At 61.3% G+C, this 19,526-nt stretch carries 18 protein-coding genes; 8 read left to right on the top strand and 10 right to left on the bottom strand.

The genetic code is table 11. The features are described from left to right. Window position 1 precedes the first annotated feature (1 nt). Window positions 2-823, bottom strand: a complete 822-nt coding sequence (locus HF257_RS30180; protein WP_185709914.1) for a transporter substrate-binding domain-containing protein — start codon at window positions 821-823, stop codon at window positions 2-4. Between the two features lie 219 nt (window positions 824-1,042). Between HF257_RS30180 and HF257_RS30175 the strand changes: the two genes are divergently transcribed. Further along, window positions 1,043-1,894, top strand: a complete 852-nt coding sequence (locus tag HF257_RS30175; protein ID WP_185709946.1) for a LysR substrate-binding domain-containing protein — start codon at window positions 1,043-1,045, stop codon at window positions 1,892-1,894. A gap of 76 nt (window positions 1,895-1,970) precedes the next feature. Continuing rightward, window positions 1,971-3,116: a MalY/PatB family protein gene (locus tag HF257_RS30170; RefSeq protein ID WP_185709915.1), complete on the top strand. Its 1,146-nt coding sequence runs from the start codon at window positions 1,971-1,973 to the stop codon at window positions 3,114-3,116. A 35-nt stretch (window positions 3,117-3,151) separates the two neighbouring features. Here HF257_RS30170 and HF257_RS30165 read toward each other — a convergent pair whose 3' ends face one another. Continuing rightward, window positions 3,152-3,367 (bottom strand): TOBE domain-containing protein, encoded by a 216-nt coding sequence (locus HF257_RS30165; protein WP_003173733.1) that lies wholly within the window; start codon window positions 3,365-3,367, stop codon window positions 3,152-3,154. Between the two features lie 315 nt (window positions 3,368-3,682). On the opposite strand from HF257_RS30165, the gene HF257_RS30160 reads away from it, so the two are divergent. From HF257_RS30160 to HF257_RS30150, 3 genes are read left to right on the top strand one after another with little or no spacing between them, the layout of a single operon-like run. After that, the gene (locus tag HF257_RS30160) at window positions 3,683-4,639 is read left to right on the top strand and encodes an aliphatic sulfonate ABC transporter substrate-binding protein (RefSeq protein ID WP_185709916.1); all 957 of its coding nucleotides are present in this window, start codon (window positions 3,683-3,685) and stop codon (window positions 4,637-4,639) included. Between the two features lie 10 nt (window positions 4,640-4,649). Next, a complete protein-coding gene (locus HF257_RS30155) occupies window positions 4,650-5,477 on the top strand; it encodes an ABC transporter permease (protein WP_185709917.1) in 828 nt (275 codons plus the stop codon). Beyond that, window positions 5,474-6,190, top strand: a complete 717-nt coding sequence (locus HF257_RS30150; RefSeq protein WP_185709918.1) for an ABC transporter ATP-binding protein — start codon at window positions 5,474-5,476, stop codon at window positions 6,188-6,190. Before HF257_RS30155 ends, HF257_RS30150 begins: the two co-directional genes overlap by 4 nt. Before the next feature lie 77 nt (window positions 6,191-6,267). Here HF257_RS30150 and HF257_RS30145 read toward each other — a convergent pair whose 3' ends face one another. The 7 genes from HF257_RS30145 to HF257_RS30115 form a co-directional block, all read right to left on the bottom strand. Then, window positions 6,268-7,170, bottom strand: a complete 903-nt coding sequence (locus HF257_RS30145) for a FecR domain-containing protein (RefSeq protein ID WP_185709919.1) — start codon at window positions 7,168-7,170, stop codon at window positions 6,268-6,270. Then, on the bottom strand, window positions 7,167-7,685 hold the full coding sequence (locus HF257_RS30140) for a sigma-70 family RNA polymerase sigma factor (RefSeq protein WP_185709920.1): 519 nt from the start codon (window positions 7,683-7,685) through the stop codon (window positions 7,167-7,169). The genes HF257_RS30145 and HF257_RS30140 overlap by 4 nt, the downstream gene beginning before the upstream one ends. 105 nt (window positions 7,686-7,790) lie before the next feature. Beyond that, a complete protein-coding gene (locus HF257_RS30135) occupies window positions 7,791-9,401 on the bottom strand; it encodes a GMC family oxidoreductase (RefSeq protein ID WP_185709921.1) in 1,611 nt (536 codons plus the stop codon). A gap of 25 nt (window positions 9,402-9,426) precedes the next feature. Beyond that, window positions 9,427-10,644 (bottom strand): mandelate racemase/muconate lactonizing enzyme family protein, encoded by a 1,218-nt coding sequence (locus HF257_RS30130; protein ID WP_185709922.1) that lies wholly within the window; start codon window positions 10,642-10,644, stop codon window positions 9,427-9,429. Window position 10,645: 1 nt separating this feature from the next. Continuing rightward, on the bottom strand, window positions 10,646-11,956 hold the full coding sequence (locus tag HF257_RS30125) for an MFS transporter (protein WP_185709923.1): 1,311 nt from the start codon (window positions 11,954-11,956) through the stop codon (window positions 10,646-10,648). Window positions 11,957-12,032: 76 nt separating this feature from the next. Continuing rightward, entirely contained in the window at window positions 12,033-13,457 is a 1,425-nt protein-coding gene (gene aldA / locus HF257_RS30120; protein ID WP_185709947.1) for an aldehyde dehydrogenase, read from the bottom strand. A gap of 252 nt (window positions 13,458-13,709) precedes the next feature. Further along, a complete protein-coding gene (locus tag HF257_RS30115; protein ID WP_185709924.1) occupies window positions 13,710-14,645 on the bottom strand; it encodes a LysR substrate-binding domain-containing protein in 936 nt (311 codons plus the stop codon). 286 nt (window positions 14,646-14,931) lie between these two features. Here HF257_RS30115 and HF257_RS30110 point away from each other — a divergent pair, with 286 nt between their 5' ends. Beyond that, a complete protein-coding gene (locus HF257_RS30110; RefSeq protein ID WP_185709925.1) occupies window positions 14,932-16,158 on the top strand; it encodes an MFS transporter in 1,227 nt (408 codons plus the stop codon). Here the strand turns inward: HF257_RS30110 and HF257_RS30105 are convergent. After that, a complete protein-coding gene (locus HF257_RS30105; protein ID WP_185709926.1) occupies window positions 16,096-17,010 on the bottom strand; it encodes a LysR family transcriptional regulator in 915 nt (304 codons plus the stop codon). The genes HF257_RS30110 and HF257_RS30105 overlap by 63 nt on opposite strands. Before the next feature lie 105 nt (window positions 17,011-17,115). On the opposite strand from HF257_RS30105, the gene HF257_RS30100 reads away from it, so the two are divergent. Both HF257_RS30100 and HF257_RS30095 read left to right on the top strand, forming a co-directional pair. Further along, complete coding sequence (locus tag HF257_RS30100) at window positions 17,116-17,997, top strand: HalD/BesD family halogenase (protein ID WP_185709927.1); 882 nt, start codon at window positions 17,116-17,118, stop codon at window positions 17,995-17,997. Between the two features lie 57 nt (window positions 17,998-18,054). After that, complete coding sequence (locus HF257_RS30095; protein ID WP_185709928.1) at window positions 18,055-19,281, top strand: M24 family metallopeptidase; 1,227 nt, start codon at window positions 18,055-18,057, stop codon at window positions 19,279-19,281. Window positions 19,282-19,526: the final 245 nt, after the last annotated feature.

The raw sequence follows: 19,526 nt of genomic DNA, 5'->3' as shown, positions 1-19,526 counted from the left end.
CTCAAGCGCCCTTGAACTGTTTCTGCAATTCCACCAGCGCAGGCGATGCCGGGCTGATGCGGTTGCGGGTCTGGGCGTCGATCAGCCAGCCGCTGCGGTGCAGCTCCTTGACGATGGGGTCGAGTTTGGCCTGGGTGTCGCTCTCGCCACGACGGGTCCAGATCACCGACGGCGCCGGGTTGAGTTCCGGGCTGAGGGCGCGGTAGTCCTTCCACTCGGCGCTGTCATTGATCAACGGATTGATCAGGGTGGCGTCATGCACCGCCGCTACACAGTTGTTGCCACGCAGTGCCAGCAGCGATTCGGAAGAGCTTTTGAAGGCTTTGATCTGCGCGCCGAACTCGGTCAGCGGCTTGACGTAGCTGCTGCCCTGGGACGTGCACACGGGCTGGTCCTTGAGGTCTTCCCAGCGGGTGATGGTGCTGTCCTTGAGCACCGCTGCGGTACCGCCGACGCGGTAGAACGGCGTGGGCACAAACCCGAGGATCTCACCGCGTTCGGCCGTCCATTCCATATTGGCAATCAGCAGGTCGACCTTGCCTTGTTGTAGAAACTGCACGCGGTTGGCCGGCAAAACGGGTACCAGCTGCACTTCAGCCTTGAGTTGACGGCCCAGCTCATTGGCCAGGTCGACGTTCAAGCCCTTGGGCTTTTGCGTGCTCGGATCAATGCTGCCAAACGGTCCGCCAGACAGCAGCACACCGACCACCAGCACGTGGCGTTGCTCGATCTTGTCCAGGGTCGCATCCGCCTGCGCTGCCACACTGCCGCCTAGGGCAATCATCGACCCCAGGGCCACCGGCAACCATTTTTTCAACTTCATTGGACTTCTCCCTGGCTAATGATCGGCGTACCCCGACCTGATGGGGGGCATGCTAGGGAGAGTGGTCAGGCAACGGAAATGCAAAGATCTCATATCGTTATAACTCGACGCATAGGAATACATAAAAACCCCTGATTCATTGGACTTCGCAAAAACGATCTTCACCAATACATAAAAATCTGTAATGTTTAACTTCAAACCCTTGATATAAAAATGCCCATGTCCACCCTCGATCTTGAATTGCTGCGCACCTTCATCGCCGTGGTCGACCACCACAGCTTCGCCGAAGCCGGCACGCACCTGGCTCGCACGCAATCGTCGGTAACCCAGCACATGCAGCGCCTGGAACAGCAGGTGGGCGTCAGCCTGTTCGAAAAGCGCGGCCGGCAAAAACAGCTCACCGAGCCCGGCCTGCAATTACTGCGGCACGCGCGCCAGATGCTTTCGCTGAATGACGACGCATTGAACTCCCTGCGCGAAAGCAGCCTGAGCGGTGTACTGCGCATCGGCTCGCCCCATGACATTGCGGACACCATCCTGCCGCCGATCCTCAGCCATATCGCCCGTTCTGCACCGCGCCTGCGCCTGGAGATCGACGTGGGCCGCAGCCCGTTCCTGATGGATGACCTGCACCGGGGCAAGGTGGACATGGTGATCTCCACCCGCTCCGACCCAAACCTTGAAGGCTTTGCCCTGCGCACCTCACCGGTGTGGTGGATTTGCTCGGCGCAGTACATTCACTCACCCAGCGAGCCGTTGCCGCTGATCCTGGTGGATGAGCCCAGCATCTACCGGCGCTATGCGTTGGAAGCGCTGGAGCGCGCGAACATCCCTTGGCGGCAGGCGTATTTGGCGTCTAACCTGATCGGCATCAAGGCCGCCACCCGTGCGGGGCTGGGCGTGACCCCACGCAGCATGGAGATGCTCGGACCCGACATGCGCGTGCTCGGCGAAACGGATGGGCTGCCGAGGTTGCCGGATGTCACGTATTACCTGTGGATTCGGCCTAATACGGCAAACCCGATTGCACGCAAGGCCTACGACCTGATCAGGGGCAGCCAGGGTTTGTAAGCCCGCTCCCACAGACCGGCTAATGGCGCTAGAATCAGCGCCATTCTTGCGCCCGCCTCCCTGACACGAGCCCACCATGAGCTTTGATTTCGACACGATCCACCCTCGCCTCGGCACCGGCAGCACCAAGTGGAACCGTTACCCGCCCGACGTGTTGCCGATGTGGATCGCCGACATGGACATCGCCGCACCGCCCGCCGTATTGCAGGCCCTGCGCGAGCGCCTCGACCAACAGATTCTCGGCTACAGCGTGGCCGGCCCGGATGTGCGCGACGCCATCGTCGCCGACCTGTGGAACAAATACGCCTGGCGTGTGCAACCGCAAGACCTGCTGTTCCTGCCGGGCGTCGAGCCGGGCTTCAACATGGCGCTGCATGCCTTTGTACAACCGGACCAGCCTGTGGTGTTGCAAACCCCCAACTACCGGCCGATCCGCCTGGCACCCGGGCACTGGAACCTGCCGAAGATCGAAGTGCCGTTCGAGTTGCTCGACGGTGAATACCTGACCCCGCTGCCCGCCCTGCGTGACGCACTGGCCGGCGCTGGCGCGTTCTTGCTGAGCAACCCGCACAACCCCATGGGCAAAGTCTTCCCCCGTGAAGAACTGTTGGCCGTGGCCAACGCTTGCCTGGAACAAGGCACGCTGATCATCAGCGACGAGATCCACGCCGAGCTGTGCTTCGATGGCCGTCGCCACATTCCCACCGCCAGCCTCAGCGATGAGATCGCCCAGCGCACCATCACGCTGATGTCGGCCAGCAAGGCCTACAACGTCGCCGGCTTGAAGACCTGCTTTGCCGTGATCCAGAACGCCGAGATTCGCGAGCGTTTCAACAACGCGCGCTGCGGCATGGTCGACAGCGTCAGCCCCCTGGGCCTGGAGGCCACCCGCGCCGCCTACAGCCAATGCGGTGAGTGGCTGGACGCGTTGAAGCACTACCTGCAAGCCAACCGCGACTACCTGCTCGAAGCCGTGCAAACCCGCCTGCCTGGCGTGGTGATGCACGCGCCCCAAGGCACCTTTCTGGCATGGCTGGATTGCAGCGCCCTGGGCCTGGATGACCCGCAGCAGTTTTTCCTGGAGCAGGCCAAGGTCGGCTTGAGCGCGGGCATTGAGTTCGGCGATGACAGCCAGCAGTTCGTGCGTTTGAACTTCGGCTGCCCACGGGCGTTGCTGGAGGAAGGATTGCAGCGCATGGAGCGCGCGCTGCACACGCGCTGAGGGAACGTTCCCCCCGCGCAATGCGGGGGGAGCAGTTACAGCTTGGCGATGGACACTTCGGTGGACTTCACAAAGGCAATCACTTCACTGCCCACTTTCAATTCCAGGTCACGCACCGAACGAGTGGTGATCACCGAGGTGACGATGCCAGACGCGGTTTGCACGTCGATTTCGGACACCACTTCGCCCAGCAGGATTTCCTTGATAACGCCCTTGAACTGGTTGCGCACGTTGATCGCTTTAATGGTCATGTCGGCTTTCCTTTTGGCTGTTGGGTCAATCCGCACGAATGCGCAGGCCCTCAAGATGCAACAGCGCAGAAAAACTTAAAAGGAATATATAACTCTTTATTTATTCGATATAGATATATACGGACTGTTGCCCTGCCAACAGTGTTTCAACAATCTGCCCCTCCCATTACAGCGCTACACCCGCCAAACACCGTAAATACGCCTCCGAACCTGCTGGCACAGAGACTGCATATTCCTGAAAAGCATGATGGAACATGCCGACTAATTTTCTGAATATAAGAAAAGCCTTCTCTCAACGCCTTCCGGAGCAGTTCCATGAAACCCATCACCCAACGCTTATTGGGCGCCTTCGCCCTCGCCCTGTGCCTGCAACCGCAGGCCTTTGCCGCCGAGACCGATCCCGCGCAGGTCAACCTCGACTACGCCTACTATTCGCCGGTAAGCCTGGTGCTCAAGCACTTCGGCTGGCTGGAGCAAGCCTTGCCAAACTCCAAGGTGGGCTGGGTACTGAGCCAGGGCAGCAACCGGTCCCTGGAGTACCTCAATAGCGGCGGCGTGGACTTCGCGTCTTCCGCCAGCCTGTCCGCCGTGTTGAGCCGCGCCAACGGCAGCCCGATCAAATCGGTGTATGTGTACAGCCGTGCCGAATGGACTGCCCTGGTGGTGCGCAAGGACTCGCCGTTCAAAAGCGTCACCGACCTCAAGGGTAAGAAAATCGCCGCCACCAAAGGCACCGACCCGTACCTGTTCACCCTGCGCAGCCTGCAAAAAGCCGGGCTGAAAAAGGACGATGTAGAGCTGGTGCACCTGCAACACCCAGATGGCCGCACCGCCCTGGAAAAAGGCGATGTAGACGCCTGGGCCGGTCTCGACCCGCACATGGCCGCCAGTGAAATCCAGGCCGGTTCGCGCTTGCTGTACCGCAACAAGGACTTCAACAGCTATGGCGTGGTCAGCGTTACCGAAAAGTTCGCCAAGGAGCACCCACAGACCATCACCAAAGTGCTCGGCGCCTACGAAAAAGCCCGCGACTGGGCGGTGAAGCACCCGGATGAATTCGCCAAGCTGCTGGCCGATGAGTCGGGCCTGCCGTTGGAAGTGGCCAAGCTGCAGCTGTCGCGCACCGACTTGAGCACACCGTTCCTGAGCAGCAAGGACGTGGTGTCGTCCAAGGCCGCTGCGCCAATTTTGGTGTCGGAGGAGCTGGTACGTCGCGGGGTGAATGTGGACCAGGTGATCGACCAGCTGATCGACACCTCGTTCGGTCAATAAGGGGCGCGTGATGACCAGCAAAACCCAAGCATTGCCCTTGGCAGCGCCGCCGGTGATCAACCGCAGTGCCTGGCCTCGCCGACTCAAGGGCCTGGTGTTGCCGGTGCTGATCCTGCTGCTCCTCGAAGGGGTGGTGCGGGTCGGCTGGTTGCCGTCGTACCAGATGCCGGCGCCCAGCGAAATCGCCGTGACCCTGACGCAACTGGCCGAGGGCGCGCTGTGGAAACACATCAGCGCCAGCCTCGGCCGGGTGCTGCTCGGCTTTGCCATCGGCGCCAGCCTGGCCCTGGTATTTGCCGCCTGGGTGGGCTTGAGCCGTGAGGCCGAGGCTTACCTGGAACCGACATTCGCCGGGTTGCGCTCGATCCCGAGCCTGGCCTGGGTGCCGCTGTTGCTGTTATGGCTGGGGATCGATGAAACCTCCAAGATCGTGCTGATCGCGATCGGCGCGTTCTTCCCGGTGTACCTCAATGGCGTCGCGGCCATCCGCGACATCGACCGCAAGCTGGTGGAAGTCGGGCAAATGTATGGCTTTAGTCGACGCCGATTGGTACGCCGCATCCTCCTGCCCGCCGCCCTGCCCGGTTTGTTTACCGGCTTGCGCAGCGGCTTGAGCCTGGCGTGGATGTTCTTGGTGGCCGCCGAACTGATCGCAGCCACCAAGGGGTTGGGCTACCTGCTCAGCGATGGGCGCGAAACCTCGCGCCCGGACATCGTGCTGGCGGCGATCATCGTATTGGCGTTGTTGGGCAAGGTCAGCGATGGCCTGCTCGCGGCGCTGGAAAAACGCTGCCTGGCCTGGCGCGATACCTTCAACGGTCAAGGGGCGCAGCAGTGACTACATCATCGTTATTGGATATTCGCGTAGCCCGAAAAAGCTTCGCCGACAGCGTCGTGTTGAAAGACGTGCGACTGGCCCTGCAGCCTCGCGAAGCCGTAAGCCTACTGGGGCCAAGCGGCTGCGGCAAAAGTACGCTGTTGCGCATCGTCGCCGGGTTGGAAAAGGACTTCGAAGGTGAACTGCGCAGCCCGGATGGCGAAGTCGCCTTTGTGTTCCAGGAACCCCGTCTGATGCCTTGGCTCACGGTGGAGCAGAACATCGGATTCAGCGACGACAACCGCTACGACAAGGCCTGGGTCACGCAATTGATCGAGGAAGTCGGCCTCAAGGGCTTTGCCCAGGCGCTGCCCAAGGCACTGTCCGGCGGCATGGCGCAACGGGTGGCCATCGCCCGTGGCCTGTATTCCCGCCCGCAGGTCTTGCTGTTGGATGAGCCATTCAGCGCGGTGGATGCGTTTACCCGCATGAAGCTGCAAGACTTGCTGCTGCAACTGGCCGAGCACCACGCGATTGCGTTGCTGCTGGTGACTCACGATGTCGACGAGGCGCTGTACTTGAGTGATCGAGTGCTGGTGATGGACAACCGGCCGAGCAGCATTCGCCAGGAATTGACAGTGGACTTGCCGCACCCAAGGGACCGGCGTGATCCGCTGCTGGCGCAGTTGAAAGCCCTCTCGCTGACAGAGCTGCAGCGGGCGCATGTGATCTGAAACTGGAACCTGCCCTTCAACACAACACCATTCCAATGTGGGAGCAAGCCCGCTCCCACCGGGAATTGGTGTTGACCTTAAGTGAGGGTGACCCAATAGCGGGTTCGCGCCTGCACCTCGAACCCCAATGTCGAGGCCAGCAGGTTGAGGATCCGATCCGTATCATCCAGCCGAAAACTACCGGTAACCCGCAAACCTTCCAGCCGTGGATTCCAGCGCAACACGCCGGGACGGTAGCGTTCCAGCTCACGCAAAAAATCCCCCAGCGGCTGGTTTTGCGCCGTCAGCACGCCGTCGCGCCAACCCAGCTGCGACACGTCAAACGGTGCCGAGGCCCCCAGGCCGCTGGCGTTCAGGGGCGCTTGCTGGCCGCCTTGCAAGGTCGTGAGCTGACCGCTCAGGTCACGCACCTGCACCGTCCCCTTGAGCACCGACACCAGGCAGCCGGAAGCCAGTTGCCGCACGCACACTTGCGCCTGACTGACGCTGAGTTCGCCGTAGCGCGTGTGCACCGTCATTGCCGCCACACCCGGAACATTCAGCGCCAGCTCGCCGTCCACCAGGCTGATACGCCGTTGCGCCACGTCGACGGCGGTAGCCGTATTGAGCTGCAAGCTGGCACCGTCAGCCAACGCTAGGCGCTTACGCTCGCCGGTCGCCGTATGCAGGTCGGCACGCCAGGTCTCGATAGGCAATTGGCGGCTGATCAACCAAGCCGTTGGCACCAAGGCTGCAAACCCTAACGCACGCTTGAGCACGGCGCGCCGTCCCGGTTGCGGGCGGTCGAGGCTGGCCATGGCCAAGGCCTGGGGCAAGTCGCTGAACCGTTGACGCAGGGTTTGGGCTTTCTGCCAGGTTTGTTCGTGCTGGGGGTGGCTGTCACGCCAGTGCTGCAACGCCACGTGATCGCGCTCGGTGGCTGCGCCAGACTCCAGCAACGCCAGCCACTGCGCCGCCGCGCGCGCAACGTCGCGGCTCACAGGTCCACCAGCAAGCAATGCTCGTAAGCCTGGGCCATGTAGCGCTTCACGGTGCGCTCAGAGACATCAAGGCGCTCGGCAATCTCGCGATAGCCCAGGCCTTCCAGTTGGCTCCACAGAAATGCGCGACGCACCAACACAGGCAAGCCATCGAGCAACTCATCCAGGGCTTGCAGGGTTTCCAGCAACAGCCAGCGCTGTTCGGGCGACGGCACACAGGTTTCAGGCAGTGTGGCCAAGGCGCTCAGATAGGCTTGCTCCAGGCTGCGCCGCTGATGAAAGTTGATCAGCAGGCGCTTGCCAACCGTTACCAGATACGCACGCGGTTCCTGCATCTGCGCAATCGGCTGGGCGCTGGCGAGTACCCGCAAGAACGTATCCTGACTCAGGTCCGCCGCATCCCAGGCATTGCCCAGGCGTCGACGCAGCCAGCTTTCCAGCCAACTGCGGTGGTCACGGTAGAGACTCGACAAAGTCAGTTCGGGGGCGTGGGTCGGGGCTACAGCATCATTCATGGCAAGCGACCTGCGCGGCGCGAGTGAGTCTCAAATGAGATTCATTCTATTTAATATCGCGCCGCTGCACCATGATCTTTTCAACGTTGTGTTTATTGGGAGGCCTCAAGCATCCTGCAAAATCAGGTCCGCGCCCTTCTCCGCCACCATCAACACCGCCGCATGGGTGTTGCCCGAGGTCACGTTCGGGAAGATCGACGCATCGACAATGCGCAACCCGTCCAGCCCATGCACCTTCAAGCGCTTGTCCACCACCGACACCTGCGGGTCCGAGCCCATGGCGCAGGAGCCGCACAGGTGGTAGATGGAGCCGCTGTTTTCGCGGAAATACTGCAGCATCTGCTCGTCGGTCTGTACCGCGTTGCCGGGCAACACTTCGGCCACGGTGATGCCCTTGAGCGCCGGTGCCTGCATGATCTTGCGCATCAACCGGCTGCCCTGGATCACCTCGTCGATGTCCTTCTGGGTGCTCAGGTAATTGGGGTCGATCAACGCCGCGTCCCGAGGGTTTTTCGAGGCGATGCGGATGGTGCCGCGGCTGGTGGGACGGCACGGGTTGAAGCACAGCAGGAAGCCGGAATACGGCTCGGGCTTGAGCCTGGCCTTGTTGTTTTTCGGGATCTGGTACGACAGTGGGTTGAAGTACAGCTGCAGGTTCGGGTCCTTCTGCTCATCGTTGCCGCGAAAGAAACCACCGGCCTGGTTCACGCTCATGGCCAGCGCGCCCTTTCGGGTCAGCAGGTACTTGAGGCCCAGTTTCAATTGGCCAAACAGCGAGCTGAGTTCGTCGTTCAGCGTCGGGATATTGGCCTTGTAGTAGTAGCTGGCACACAGGTGGTCTTGCAGGTTCTGCCCCACCGCCGGCAAGTGCTTTACCAGCGGGATACTGTGCTCGGCCAACAATTGCTGGTCGGCCACGCCGGACAGTTGCAGGATCTTCGGCGTGTCCACCGCGCCGGCACACAGGATCACTTCCTTGCGCGCAGTGAAGGTGCGGACCACACCGTGCTGGGTCACCGCAATCCCGGTGGCGCGTTGGTGCTCGTCGAACAACACGCGGTCCACCAGGGCATGCAGCTCCACGGTGAGGTTCTTGCGACTCAGCGCCGGGTGCAGGTGCGCAAAGCTGCTGGAGCTGCGCTCGCCATTGCGGGTGTTGACGTCATACAGGCCCGCACCTTCGAAGTTCGGGCCATTGAAATCGTCGCTGTGGGCATAGCCCAGTTGCTCGCACCCCTTGAGGAACACATCGCAGATCGGGTGGGTCTGCCCCTTCATTGGCGTGATGCTGATGGGGCCGCTGCTACCGTGATACTCGGTATCACCCAGCGGGTGATTTTCCAGCTTACGGAAGTACGGCAAGACGTCCGCAAAACCCCAGCCGTCGTTGCCATTCGCCGCCCAGTCGTTGAAGTCATGGGCTTGGCCGCGCACGTAGATCATTGCGTTGATCGAGCCCGAGCCGCCCTGCACTTTGCCCCGTGGGGCATAGATGGCACGGTCGGCCAGCTGCTTTTGCGGCTGGCTGTAGTACATCCAGTTGAAGGTCGGGTTGTAATACATCTTGGCGAAACCGACCGGGATCTTGAACCACCAGGAGCTGTCCTTGCCGCCGGCTTCCAGCAGCAACACGGAGTATTCGCCCGAGGCGGACAGCCGGTTGGCCAGGACGCAGCCGGCAGCGCCAGCGCCGGCGATGATGTAGTCATATGTCATTCACGGTTACCGCTTAAGTCGTTTTTTAGCCCTTGGCGGGCGAAGTGTCTTTCACGTCAGCTGGAGCAGGCGCCATTTGCAGGTGCAAGCGTTCGCCGGTGTACGGCGTGTGCTTGCGCACCACGTCCATGTTCAGCTCCACCCCCAGGCCCGGCTCGGTGGACGGAATGATGTAGCCGTCCTCCCATTGCAGCGGCTTGGTCAGCACTTCAGCGTGGAAACCACCCCAGGTCATGATGCTTTCCTGGATCAGGAAGTTCGGCGTGCAGGTCGCCAGTTGGAAACTTGCCGCCGCGCCAATCGGCCCGTTGTACAAGTGCGGCGCGATCTGCGCGTAGTAGGCCTCGGCCATGCTCGCGATCTTCTTGGCTTCCAGCAGCCCGCCGCAGCGCGCCACGTTCATTTGCAGGATCGACGCACCGCCGGCTTGCAGCAGCTTGAAAAACTCATACTTGGTGGTCAGCCGTTCGCCGGTAGCGATGGGGATGCTGGTCTTGGCTGCAACCTGGGCCATGGCGTCTTCCTGGCCCGGTGGTACGGGCTCTTCGAACCACAGCGGGTCGTATTTTTCCAGGCGCTTGGCCAGGCGGATTGCCGACGACGGCACCATCTGCCCGTGGGTGCCGAACAGCAGGTCGCACTTGTCGCCCACCGCTTCGCGGATCTTGCGGCAGAAGGTCTCGCAGCGTTCCAGCACTTCCAGGGAAATCTGGTGGCCGGAATACGCGGTGTACGGACCTGCCGGGTCGAACTTCACGGCAGTGAAGCCCTTGTTCATGTTCTCGATGGCGCACTCGGCGGCCAGGTCCGGGTCGTCGTAGTCGTACTCGCCTTTGCTGTTGACCGGGTACAGGTAGGTGTAGGAACGCAGGCGCTCGTTGACCTTGCCGCCGAGCAGCTCGTAGACCGGCTTGTTAGCGGCCTTGCCGATAATGTCCCAGCACGCCATTTCCAGGCCGCTGACCACGCCCATCATGGTGAGGTCCGGGCGCTGGGTGAAACCGCTGGAATACGCCTGGCGGAAGAATCGCTCGATATGGTGCGGGTCGTGGTTGAGCAGGTAGCGCTCGAACACGTCCTCAATGATCGGCAGCATGGCCTTGGGGCCGAAGGTGGCGGCGTAGATCTCGCCGACGCCTTCGATGCCGCAGTCGGTCTTGAGTTTGACGAACAGCCAGTACATGCCACCGATATGCGGCGGTGGAACGGCAACGATATGGGTTTCAAGGGCGACGATTTTCATCTCAGGCACCGGTCTGGTTGAATTTTTTACGGTTGATTCGGGCGCGCAGGGTCAGGGCCGCAAGGGTGCCGAGCACGCCGATGAAGGCGATGTAGCCGAAATACAGGTTGTAACCGGCCTTGCCTGGGTAGGTGTCGGTCAGGTAGCCATTGATCAGCGGGATAAAGGTGTCCGGCAGGTAACCCACCACCGAGACAATGCCGATGGCCAGGCCGGTGATGCGCAGCGGGATGTCACAGCTGTCGAGGATCGCCCAGTACAGGCCGCGAATCGCGTAGGTCATCAGGCCGATAAAGATCACCGTGCCGATCAGCAGGCCCAGGCTGTTGAACGCCGGGAACACGATCAGCCCCACCATCGCCGAGGTCACCAGCACCAGCGCGACGATCAGCACCGAGATATTCGAAAACTTGTCTCCCAACCAGCCACCGCCGATGCCGCCGATGGGGCGCATCCACAGTTTGATAGTGGTGATGGTGCCGGCCATCACGGCGGTCATGCCGCTGCCTTGCAGGTAGTCGGAGAAGCTGTAGGTGGCCCAGAACATGTGGTAGCCGCAAAACACGATGGCGGTCACCAACCACAGCTCGGGGATCTTAACCAGGGTGGCCAGGTCGGCGAGCAGGTTGAACTTGCCCTTCTCCACCGCAGCGGTGTCGGCCATGGACTTAGGGTCTTTGAGCAGCACCAGCACACAGCCGATGGCAATACACACGAAGGAATACAGGTACACGACGTGCTTGAAACCCTGCGCCGCTGTCTGGCTACGGGTTTCCGTGGCGTAGGCGAACAAACCCAGCGCCACGGTGGCGAGCAAGGCTTCCACCAACCCACGACCGCCGTCGAGGATGCCGAAGAAACGGCCCTGTTCAGTGTGATGGGCAATCATCTTCACGCGCTTGAGCACCGAGGCCCAGAACGTCAGGCCGGTGGTCAGGCCCCAGCATCCGAAGATGATCATCAGGCCGGTCATCGACGGCACGCTGGCGTACCACAAGCCCAGTGCGCCGGTGGCAACCAGCGAGAAGAAGATCAGGAAGCGTGGCGGCAAACGGTCCGCCAGCCAACCGCTGGGCAAGTAACTGAGCAAGAAGATCGTGCCGAGCATGGAGTACAGGTAGCCCAGCTCACTGTGGTTGATCTGGAACACCTCCAGCATGGTGGTCTGGTAGACCTGGCGCAGGTAGAGGATCGGGTAGATCGCCCCGGCGGCCAGCACCAGCAACAGCAATTGGAAGTAGCGACTGGCTTTGTCGCTGTTTGCCGCGGGCACGGCAACGGAAACCTGGGCAACGGGTGCAGGCTTGGACATCGTGTAGACCTCAGGCACCCGATGCGCGGGTGCCCTGATAATTGTTTTTATTGAAGGTGCAGCAAGTGTTCGTGGATCAGTACTTCATGACCACCAAGCGGGTCTGGGTGAACTCAAGCATCCCGTGCTTACCGTCATCGCCGCCCAGCCCTGAGCGTTTCCAACCGGCGTGAAACCCTTGATAAGGGTCCGCCGGGGTGCGATTGACGTACAACTCGCCGGCCTCGATGGCGTTCGCCACTTTCATCGCCGTGCGGTAGTTCTCGGTGTAAAGCACCGACGAGAGGCCGAACTGATGGTCGTTGGCCATGGCCAGGGCTTCGTCGATATCGCGGTACTTGAGCACCGGCAGTACCGGGCCAAAGATTTCTTCCTGAATGATCTCCATGTCCTGGCGGCAGCCGCTGAGCAAGGTCGGCGGGTAGAAATGCCCAGGGCCTTCGGGCAGCACGCCGCCCACTTCCAGTACAGCACCGGCGGCGACGGCGCGCTCGACCATGGCGTGGATATTGCGTTGTGAGCTGGCGTTGACCAGTGGACCCATCAGGCTGGCGTCCTGGGCACGATCGCCAAACTTGACCGCGCTGATCTTTGTTTTCAGCAGCGCCAGGAAGCGGTCGTAGACGCTTTCGTGCACGTACACACGCTCCACCGCCGTGCACAGCTGGCCGCAGTGAGTAGTCTTGGAGGCAACGATGGCGCTGGCCGCCTGTTCCAGGTCCGCATCGGCCTCGATGATCGCCGGGGTTTTGCCGCCCAGTTCCAGGGACGGCTTGGCGATGTTGGCCTTGCAGTAATCCAACACGATACGCCCGGCATTGACGCTGCCGGTGAGGGTAATCAAACCAACGGCCTTGTGGGTGCAGACGCTGGCAGCGGTGGCGTGGTCCATGGTGAGGATGTTGATCACCCCGGCCGGGATGCCAGCCGTGACCACCGCCTTGGCGATTTCAAACGCCGACAGCGGCGTGTTGTTGCTCGGGCGCACCACCACGGTATTGCCTGCGATCAATGCCGGGGCAATCTTGCGCAGCAAGGTGTAGACCGGGTAGTTGAACGGGATCAGGCAGGCCACGACGCCAATCGGCTCGCGTTGCAGGAACAGGTTTTCGTCCGGAGTATCGCTGGGGATGATCTCGCCTTCGATACGGCGCGCCCACTCAGCGTGGTAGCGGGTGATCTGCGCGGCATAACGCGCTTCGTTGCTGGCGTCGCTGACACTCTTGCCGGACTCGCTGGCAAGGGCCTTGCCGATGCTTTCAGCGTGGGTGTCCAGGGCATCGGCAAACGCACGCAGGTGTTCGGCGCGCTCGATACTGGTGAGCTTGCCCCAGGTTTTCTGGGCGATGGCGGCGGCGTCGACGGCGGCGATAGCCTCATCGGCGGTGGCCGCGCTGACGTGGCCAACCAGGGTTTCGGTGGCGGGGTTGTAGACGGCGATCAAGGCATCGCTGGCGGGTTCGGCGAAGTGGCCGTTGTAGAAATTGCGCTCGGGTTGCATGTGGTTTGCCCAACGTTGTTGTTTTGCGAGTGACATGCAGTTTTGTCGTTGTTAGGGGGCTGGGCAAACGACTTATTGGGTGGGGTAACGTGAGAAAAAAGCAGGTTATGGAGGCTTACGAACCTGCCTGGCATATGCAAAACCAAATGTGGGAGCGGGCTTGCTCGCGAATACGGTGGGCCAGTTAACGCACCTGTGACTGACACTCCGTATTCGCGAGCAAGCCCGCTCCCACATTTTGGACCGAGTTCCTTAGGAAGAAACCGCGGCGGTCGAAGGTTCCAATTGTCGTTGCGCCAACCAGATTTCATCCTGCAACCACTGCCCAAACACCTGCAACTGCGGCATGTCCGTCTGCTCCGGCCGAGTCACCAGCCAGTACGACTGATGCCCTTCCACGTGCACATTCAACACTTGGGTCAACTGCCCGCAGGCCAGTTCCGCCGCGACCATGTGCCAGTCGGCAATGGTGATACCCAACCCATCGGTTGCCGCGCGGATCGCCAGGTCCAGCAGGTCGAACTCGTACCCGCCTTGGGTATCCACCCCATGGATGCGCGCCGCGTCCAGCCAATGCTTCCATGTCAGGTAACGCTGGTCCTCACTGGCCAGCACATGCAGCAGGGTCATGCGGTTGAGGTCCACGCCATCGCTGCATTCACGGGCATATAACGACGGCGCGCACACCGCGATATGCCGCTCCTGGATCAGCAGCGAGCTGTCCAACCCATCCCACTCACCATTGCCAAAACGAATGGCGCAGTCCAGCGTGCTGGTTTGCGCCAGGCTGTCCTGCAGGCACGTGGTAATGCTCAACTCCAATTCAGGGTGGGCCTCGCGCAAGCGACCCAGGCGCGGCATCAGCCAGCGGCTGGTAAAGGTCGGCGGTGCATTGATGTGCAAGCGATTGGAGTGGGTTTTCTGCTGGATGCTGCGCACCGTCAGCTCGATCTTGTCGAAGGACTGGTGCAGGGCCCGCAACAGCACACGCCCGGCACTGGTCAGCTCGAGGTGGTGATGACGCCGCTCCAGCAGGTTCTCGCCCAGTTGCTCTTCCAACTGACGCACCTGGCGGCTGACGGCGCTCTGGGTCACGTTCAGCAGCTCGGCAGCCCGGGTAAAACTGCCGGTACTGCCGGCGACTTCGAAGGCTTTGAGGGCGTTGAGACCGGGCATTTTGCGTTTCATAACAGGCACTCGAAAACGACTGACAAGAAGTAGAGCTTCCCACGATGCGTAGGAAAATTCCTGAGCAACATACCGCAGCGTGTCGTTTCTCGCTCACTGTTGTCGTTGACAACTAAGGAGCACGACTATTACGCACAGCGAACATGAGAATTAAGCATTGGTCGTTTTATTTATATAAACGCTAGTCTTTTACATCATCAAAGCGCCAATTAAACCGCGCACTTTCCCAGTGCAAACTTTGATACTTCGCCCCCTCTTGTTGCACATTAGCCATCGAGGCAAGTTTATGCCGATAGTTCCGCGCCCTGTTCATATTGGTGTATTGGCGTTGGTCTTTACTGCCTGTAATGCCACAACGCATGGTTTCAGTATCTTTCTGTATTCGGCGTTATTGCCGCAGATACGCCAGGCCTATGAACTCAGTTACAGTCAGGCCGCCTTTATCGCGGCGCTATTGCAACTGTTTTACATGGGCGCTTCGGTGGCCAGCGGGGTCGCCGCCGCCTGGGTACGCCCGCAGAGCATGGTGCGCCTGACCATGCTTCTCAGCCCGTTGCTGCTGGCCCTGGCGCTGGCCACGCCCTGGGTGCTGCCGTTCGCACTGTGCCTGGCGTTGGTGTCGGCCTGCGCCGTGGCGAATTGGAATGCAATTGCGGCGCTGGCGCGGGAGGTGATCCCCGCCAGCCACCGCAGCCGTGTATTGGGGCTGGCATCTTCGGGGGCGGCGTTTGCGATCTGCTTGAACGGGGTGTTGATCGCCTTATTGCAAGGCTTGTCATTGCGCCAGTTCTGGCTGATCTGTGCGGGCTTGACGCTGCTGGTCACGCTGCTGACCCTGTGGGCCGTGCCCGCGCCCGCCCCGCAGGCGCCCCGCTCAACCCGCCCGCCGGGTTTGAAGCATGTTTTGCGGCAATGGCTGCGCCTGTGCCTGGAGCAGCCCGTGGCGCTGCAGATTGTGTTGCTCAGCGGCTTTATCGGCGCAATCAGCGGGCCGTTCCTTAATTTTCTCTCGGCGTTTGTCAGCGAGCGCTTGCACGCCAGCGCGGCGCTAACCGGTTCGATGTGGACGCTGATCGGCATCGGCGGAATTGTCGGCGGGCTGTTGCTGGGCACACTGGCAGATCGTTGGGGCGCGCTGCGCGTGCTGGCACTGAGCATCAGCGCGTTCGGCCTGGCCATGCTCGGCCTGCTGTGGCAACCGAGCTTGTTGCTGAGTTGGCTGGCAGCCGGGCTGTTCGCGCTGTTTTACTTCCCGTCCTGGGGCTTGATGGCAGCCTACCTCAGCGCCCGCCTCGAGCCGCTGCAAAGCCTGCAAGTGGTGAGCCTGAGCATGGTCAGCTACGGCCTGGCCAGCGCCACGGCCAATGGCGTATGTGGCGGGTTGCTGCAAGCCAGCGGTGAGTTTGCCGTGGTGCATGCCTGGATCGTCGCCTGGGCACTCGCTAGCCTGCTAATGCTCAAGCGCATGGCTCATGGACATGCCCGCATGGCGCGGCCTGTCCGCATACCCTGAGCGCCCTAGCTGGCGCTGCAGAATCTCCACCAGCGCCTCCACCTCTGGCACCTGGCAACCCGCCGGGCGCCAAAACATCAGGCGCGCCGGGGCAATCGGCGGAAAGCCCTGGTGCTCATCCAGGATCTGCCAGCCTTCCGGCACCAGGCGCCGCGCCATCACCCCCACCGACAAACCTTGTTCGATGGCAATCGCGATACCTCGTGGGCTCTGGCTGGTGTAGACCACCTGCCACGAGCGCCCAGCCTGGGCCAGCGCCTGCACGGCATTGGCGCGAAATGCGCAGCCCTCGGCGTACACCGCCAACGGCACCGACTGGCGCCCCACGCAGCTCCAACTCGGCGCTGCCACCCACACCAAAGGCTCATCGCACAGGTATTCACCGGGTTGCAGCCCGGCGTGCTCCACGCCCAGCACCAGGTCCAGCTCGCCACGATTCAAACGGCTGACCAACGCGGTAGACATCTCGCAACAGATATCCGGGCGCACTTGCGCAAACTGTGCCTGGAAGTCCTTGAGCATGCCGCCCAGGCAGTATTCGGCGTAGTCCTCTGGCATCCCGAGGTGAATGCACACTTGCTCATTAGGCAATTGCGCGGCGGCCACCGCCTCATGGTGCAGCTTGAGGATTTGCCGCGCATAGATCAGGAAAGTCTCTCCACCTGGCGTCAGGCCGATGGAGCGGCTGGTGCGACGGATCAGCGGGGTGCCGACGATCTCTTCCAGGCGCTGCAAACTCTGGCTCACCGTGGACTGGGTTTTATGCAGGCGCTCGGCCGCTGCCGAAAAACCCTGGCACTCGATAATTGCCACAAATACTTTAAGTAAGCTGCCATCCAGTTCGCCTGACATAACTATCGCCCCTGCCGATGGATTCGATCACAACTTGTAATTTCCACTTCCCGCTGCTTTACGCAACTATCGACTCAACACAACACCCTTGTTCAGGAGCCTTGTATGAGTCTTAAACTTGCCGATGCCGAAACCGGCGATATCAGCGACATCATTAATACCGAACTTTATCCCATACATGATTCGGGCCATGTTCAATTGCAGGCCTTGATCGAACATGCCCGCGCCGAACTGGCCGAAGACGGCTGCTGCCTGCTAAAGAACTTCCTGCGCCCCGAAGCGCTGGAACAGGCGCGACTGGAAGGCCTGGCGCTGTCGGACAAGACGTTTTTCTCGGTGCGCAAGGTCAACGCCTACTTCACCGAAGACGACACCAGCCTGCCCCAGGATGACCCACGCCGCACGTTCATGGAGCGCACCAGCGGCTTTGTGACCCGCGACATGATCGCCCCCGACGCGATCATCCATCGCCTGTACGTGTCGCCGATGATGAAACGCTTTATCGGCGCCTGCCTGGATGAACCGGAGATTTTCGAATACGCCGACCCCTTCGCCGGCCTGGTGATCAACGTGATGCCCGAAGGCACCGAGCAGCCTTGGCACTTCGACACCAACGAATTCATCGTCAGCATGATGACCCAGAAACCCGAAGCCGGCGGCCTGTTCGAATACGCGCCGATGATCCGCTCCCGCAGCCAGGAAAACCTCGGCGCCGTGGGCAAGGTGGTGCGCGGTGAAGACCGCTCGCGGGTGCAGGAGCTGGCGCTCAACCCCGGTGACCTGCAGATCTTCAAGGGTCGCTTCTCGGTGCACCGGGTCACCCGTGTCGAGGGCGCCACCGAGCGCAACACGGCGATTTTCGCCTACTCGGAAAAACCCGGGATCATCGGCCGCGCCCAACGCACCAAGCAGCTTTACGGACGCCTGTCCGAAGCCCATCTGCAAGCCGAACGCAACCTGGTCCGCAGTGACAAGTTGCTCGACTGATCCACCGCCGCCCCCCAAAAAACTAAAAAACCGTATTTGCCCTGCGAGGAACACCCCATGAGTCTGTCCGGCCCGAACCGCAACCCCGCCGACTGTGAACCCACCCATGACGAGATTCAGCAGATCCAGCTGGACCGCCTACAACGGGTACGCAACGAACTGAAAAAACGCGACTACGCTGCGTGCGTGCTCTTCGACCCTACCCACATGCGCTACGCCACGGGCTCGCGCAACATGCAGGTGTACTCGGCGCGCAACCCGGCACGCTATGCCTTTATCCCGGCGGAAGGCCCGGTGGTGATCTTCGAATTCGGCGGTTGCCTGCACCTGGCCGAAACCCTCAACACCGTGGACGAGGTGCGCCCGGCCAAGGCGATCTCGTATTACTTCTGCGAAAGCTTCCTGGGCAACGTCACCGCCGACTGGGCCGCCGAGATCGACGAGCTGGTACGCAAGTGCGGCGGCGGCAAACGCATCGCCATCGAAAGCGCCACCTCGGCCGCCGCCTTCGAACTGCAACGCCTCGGCTACCAGGTGTTCGACGCACAGGAACCGTTGGAACGCGCACGCTGCATCAAGGTGCCCAACGAGCTGAAAATGATCCGCGCCAGCCTGCGTGCCACCGAAGCCGGGGTGCGCCTGATGGAAAGCAAGCTCACCCCCGGCATCACCGAGAACCAGCTGTGGTCGCACCTGCACCAGCACGTGATCGCCACCGACGGCGACTACGTGGAAACCCGCTTGCTGTCCTCTGGCCCGCGCACCAACCCGTGGTTCCAGGAATGCAGCACCCGGCCCATCGAGGCCGGCGACCTGGTGGCGCTGGATACCGACGTGGTCGGACGCTTCGGCTACTACGCGGACTTTTCACGCACCTTCCTGTGTGGCGATCAGGCTGCAACCGCCAAGCAGCAAGAGCTGTACAAGCTCGCCTACGAGCAAGTGCAGACCAACGTCGAAATGCTCAAGGCCGGACGCAGCTTCAAGGAGTACGCGGAGATGGCCTGGAAGATTCCCGACCATTACAAAAACAACCGCTATTTCGCCCTGGTGCACGGCGTGGGCATGACCGGTGAATACCCCTACGTGGTGCACCGCGAAGACATCGACGCGCTGGGTTACGACGGCGTGTTCGAAGCCGGCATGACCATCTGCGTGGAAAGCTACATCGGCCACGACGACGGCGGCGAAGGCGTCAAGCTCGAAGAGCAGATCTATATCCACGAGCACGGCATCGAATTGCTCTCCGATTACCCGTTCGACCCGCGCCTGCTACCGCGCTGAACCCGTCTAGCACTACAGGCGGCCCTGGGAAGGACCTGTAACATGCATTTATAGAAGGTTACTGCGCAGAATTTGTCGTTTGTCGATCTTTGCGCAAATGACAAAACTGCGGGCATCTCTAATAAAAACAACATGAGAGCTGCCCTATGTCCTATCCCATTGCCCGCCTCCTGACTTCGTTTTGCCTTGTTCTTCTGCCGGTTTCACAGCGGTCTGGGCGGCGCGCGCATCGCGCCTGCCACTGA

The organism is Pseudomonas cremoris, from assembly GCF_014230465.1.
The sequence above is the reverse complement of the archived record's forward strand: the minus strand, read 5'-3'. Positions and strand labels throughout refer to the sequence as shown.

Coding starts and splice junctions, on each gene's coding strand:
- HF257_RS30165 (WP_003173733.1), bottom strand. CDS start 3,367: ATGACCATTAAAGCGATCAACGTGCGCAACCAGTTCAAGGGCGTTATC.
- aldA (WP_185709947.1), bottom strand. CDS start 13,457: ATGCAACCCGAGCGCAATTTCTACAACGGCCACTTCGCCGAACCCGCC.
- HF257_RS30095 (WP_185709928.1), top strand. CDS start 18,055: ATGAGTCTGTCCGGCCCGAACCGCAACCCCGCCGACTGTGAACCCACC.
- HF257_RS30115 (WP_185709924.1), bottom strand. CDS start 14,645: ATGAAACGCAAAATGCCCGGTCTCAACGCCCTCAAAGCCTTCGAAGTC.
- HF257_RS30105 (WP_185709926.1), bottom strand. CDS start 17,010: ATGTCAGGCGAACTGGATGGCAGCTTACTTAAAGTATTTGTGGCAATT.
- HF257_RS30170 (WP_185709915.1), top strand. CDS start 1,971: ATGAGCTTTGATTTCGACACGATCCACCCTCGCCTCGGCACCGGCAGC.
- HF257_RS30180 (WP_185709914.1), bottom strand. CDS start 823: ATGAAGTTGAAAAAATGGTTGCCGGTGGCCCTGGGGTCGATGATTGCC.
- HF257_RS30135 (WP_185709921.1), bottom strand. CDS start 9,401: ATGACATATGACTACATCATCGCCGGCGCTGGCGCTGCCGGCTGCGTC.
- HF257_RS30160 (WP_185709916.1), top strand. CDS start 3,683: ATGAAACCCATCACCCAACGCTTATTGGGCGCCTTCGCCCTCGCCCTG.
- HF257_RS30175 (WP_185709946.1), top strand. CDS start 1,043: ATGTCCACCCTCGATCTTGAATTGCTGCGCACCTTCATCGCCGTGGTC.
- HF257_RS30140 (WP_185709920.1), bottom strand. CDS start 7,685: ATGAATGATGCTGTAGCCCCGACCCACGCCCCCGAACTGACTTTGTCG.
- HF257_RS30100 (WP_185709927.1), top strand. CDS start 17,116: ATGAGTCTTAAACTTGCCGATGCCGAAACCGGCGATATCAGCGACATC.
- HF257_RS30130 (WP_185709922.1), bottom strand. CDS start 10,644: ATGAAAATCGTCGCCCTTGAAACCCATATCGTTGCCGTTCCACCGCCG.
- HF257_RS30155 (WP_185709917.1), top strand. CDS start 4,650: ATGACCAGCAAAACCCAAGCATTGCCCTTGGCAGCGCCGCCGGTGATC.
- HF257_RS30125 (WP_185709923.1), bottom strand. CDS start 11,956: ATGTCCAAGCCTGCACCCGTTGCCCAGGTTTCCGTTGCCGTGCCCGCG.
- HF257_RS30110 (WP_185709925.1), top strand. CDS start 14,932: ATGCCGATAGTTCCGCGCCCTGTTCATATTGGTGTATTGGCGTTGGTC.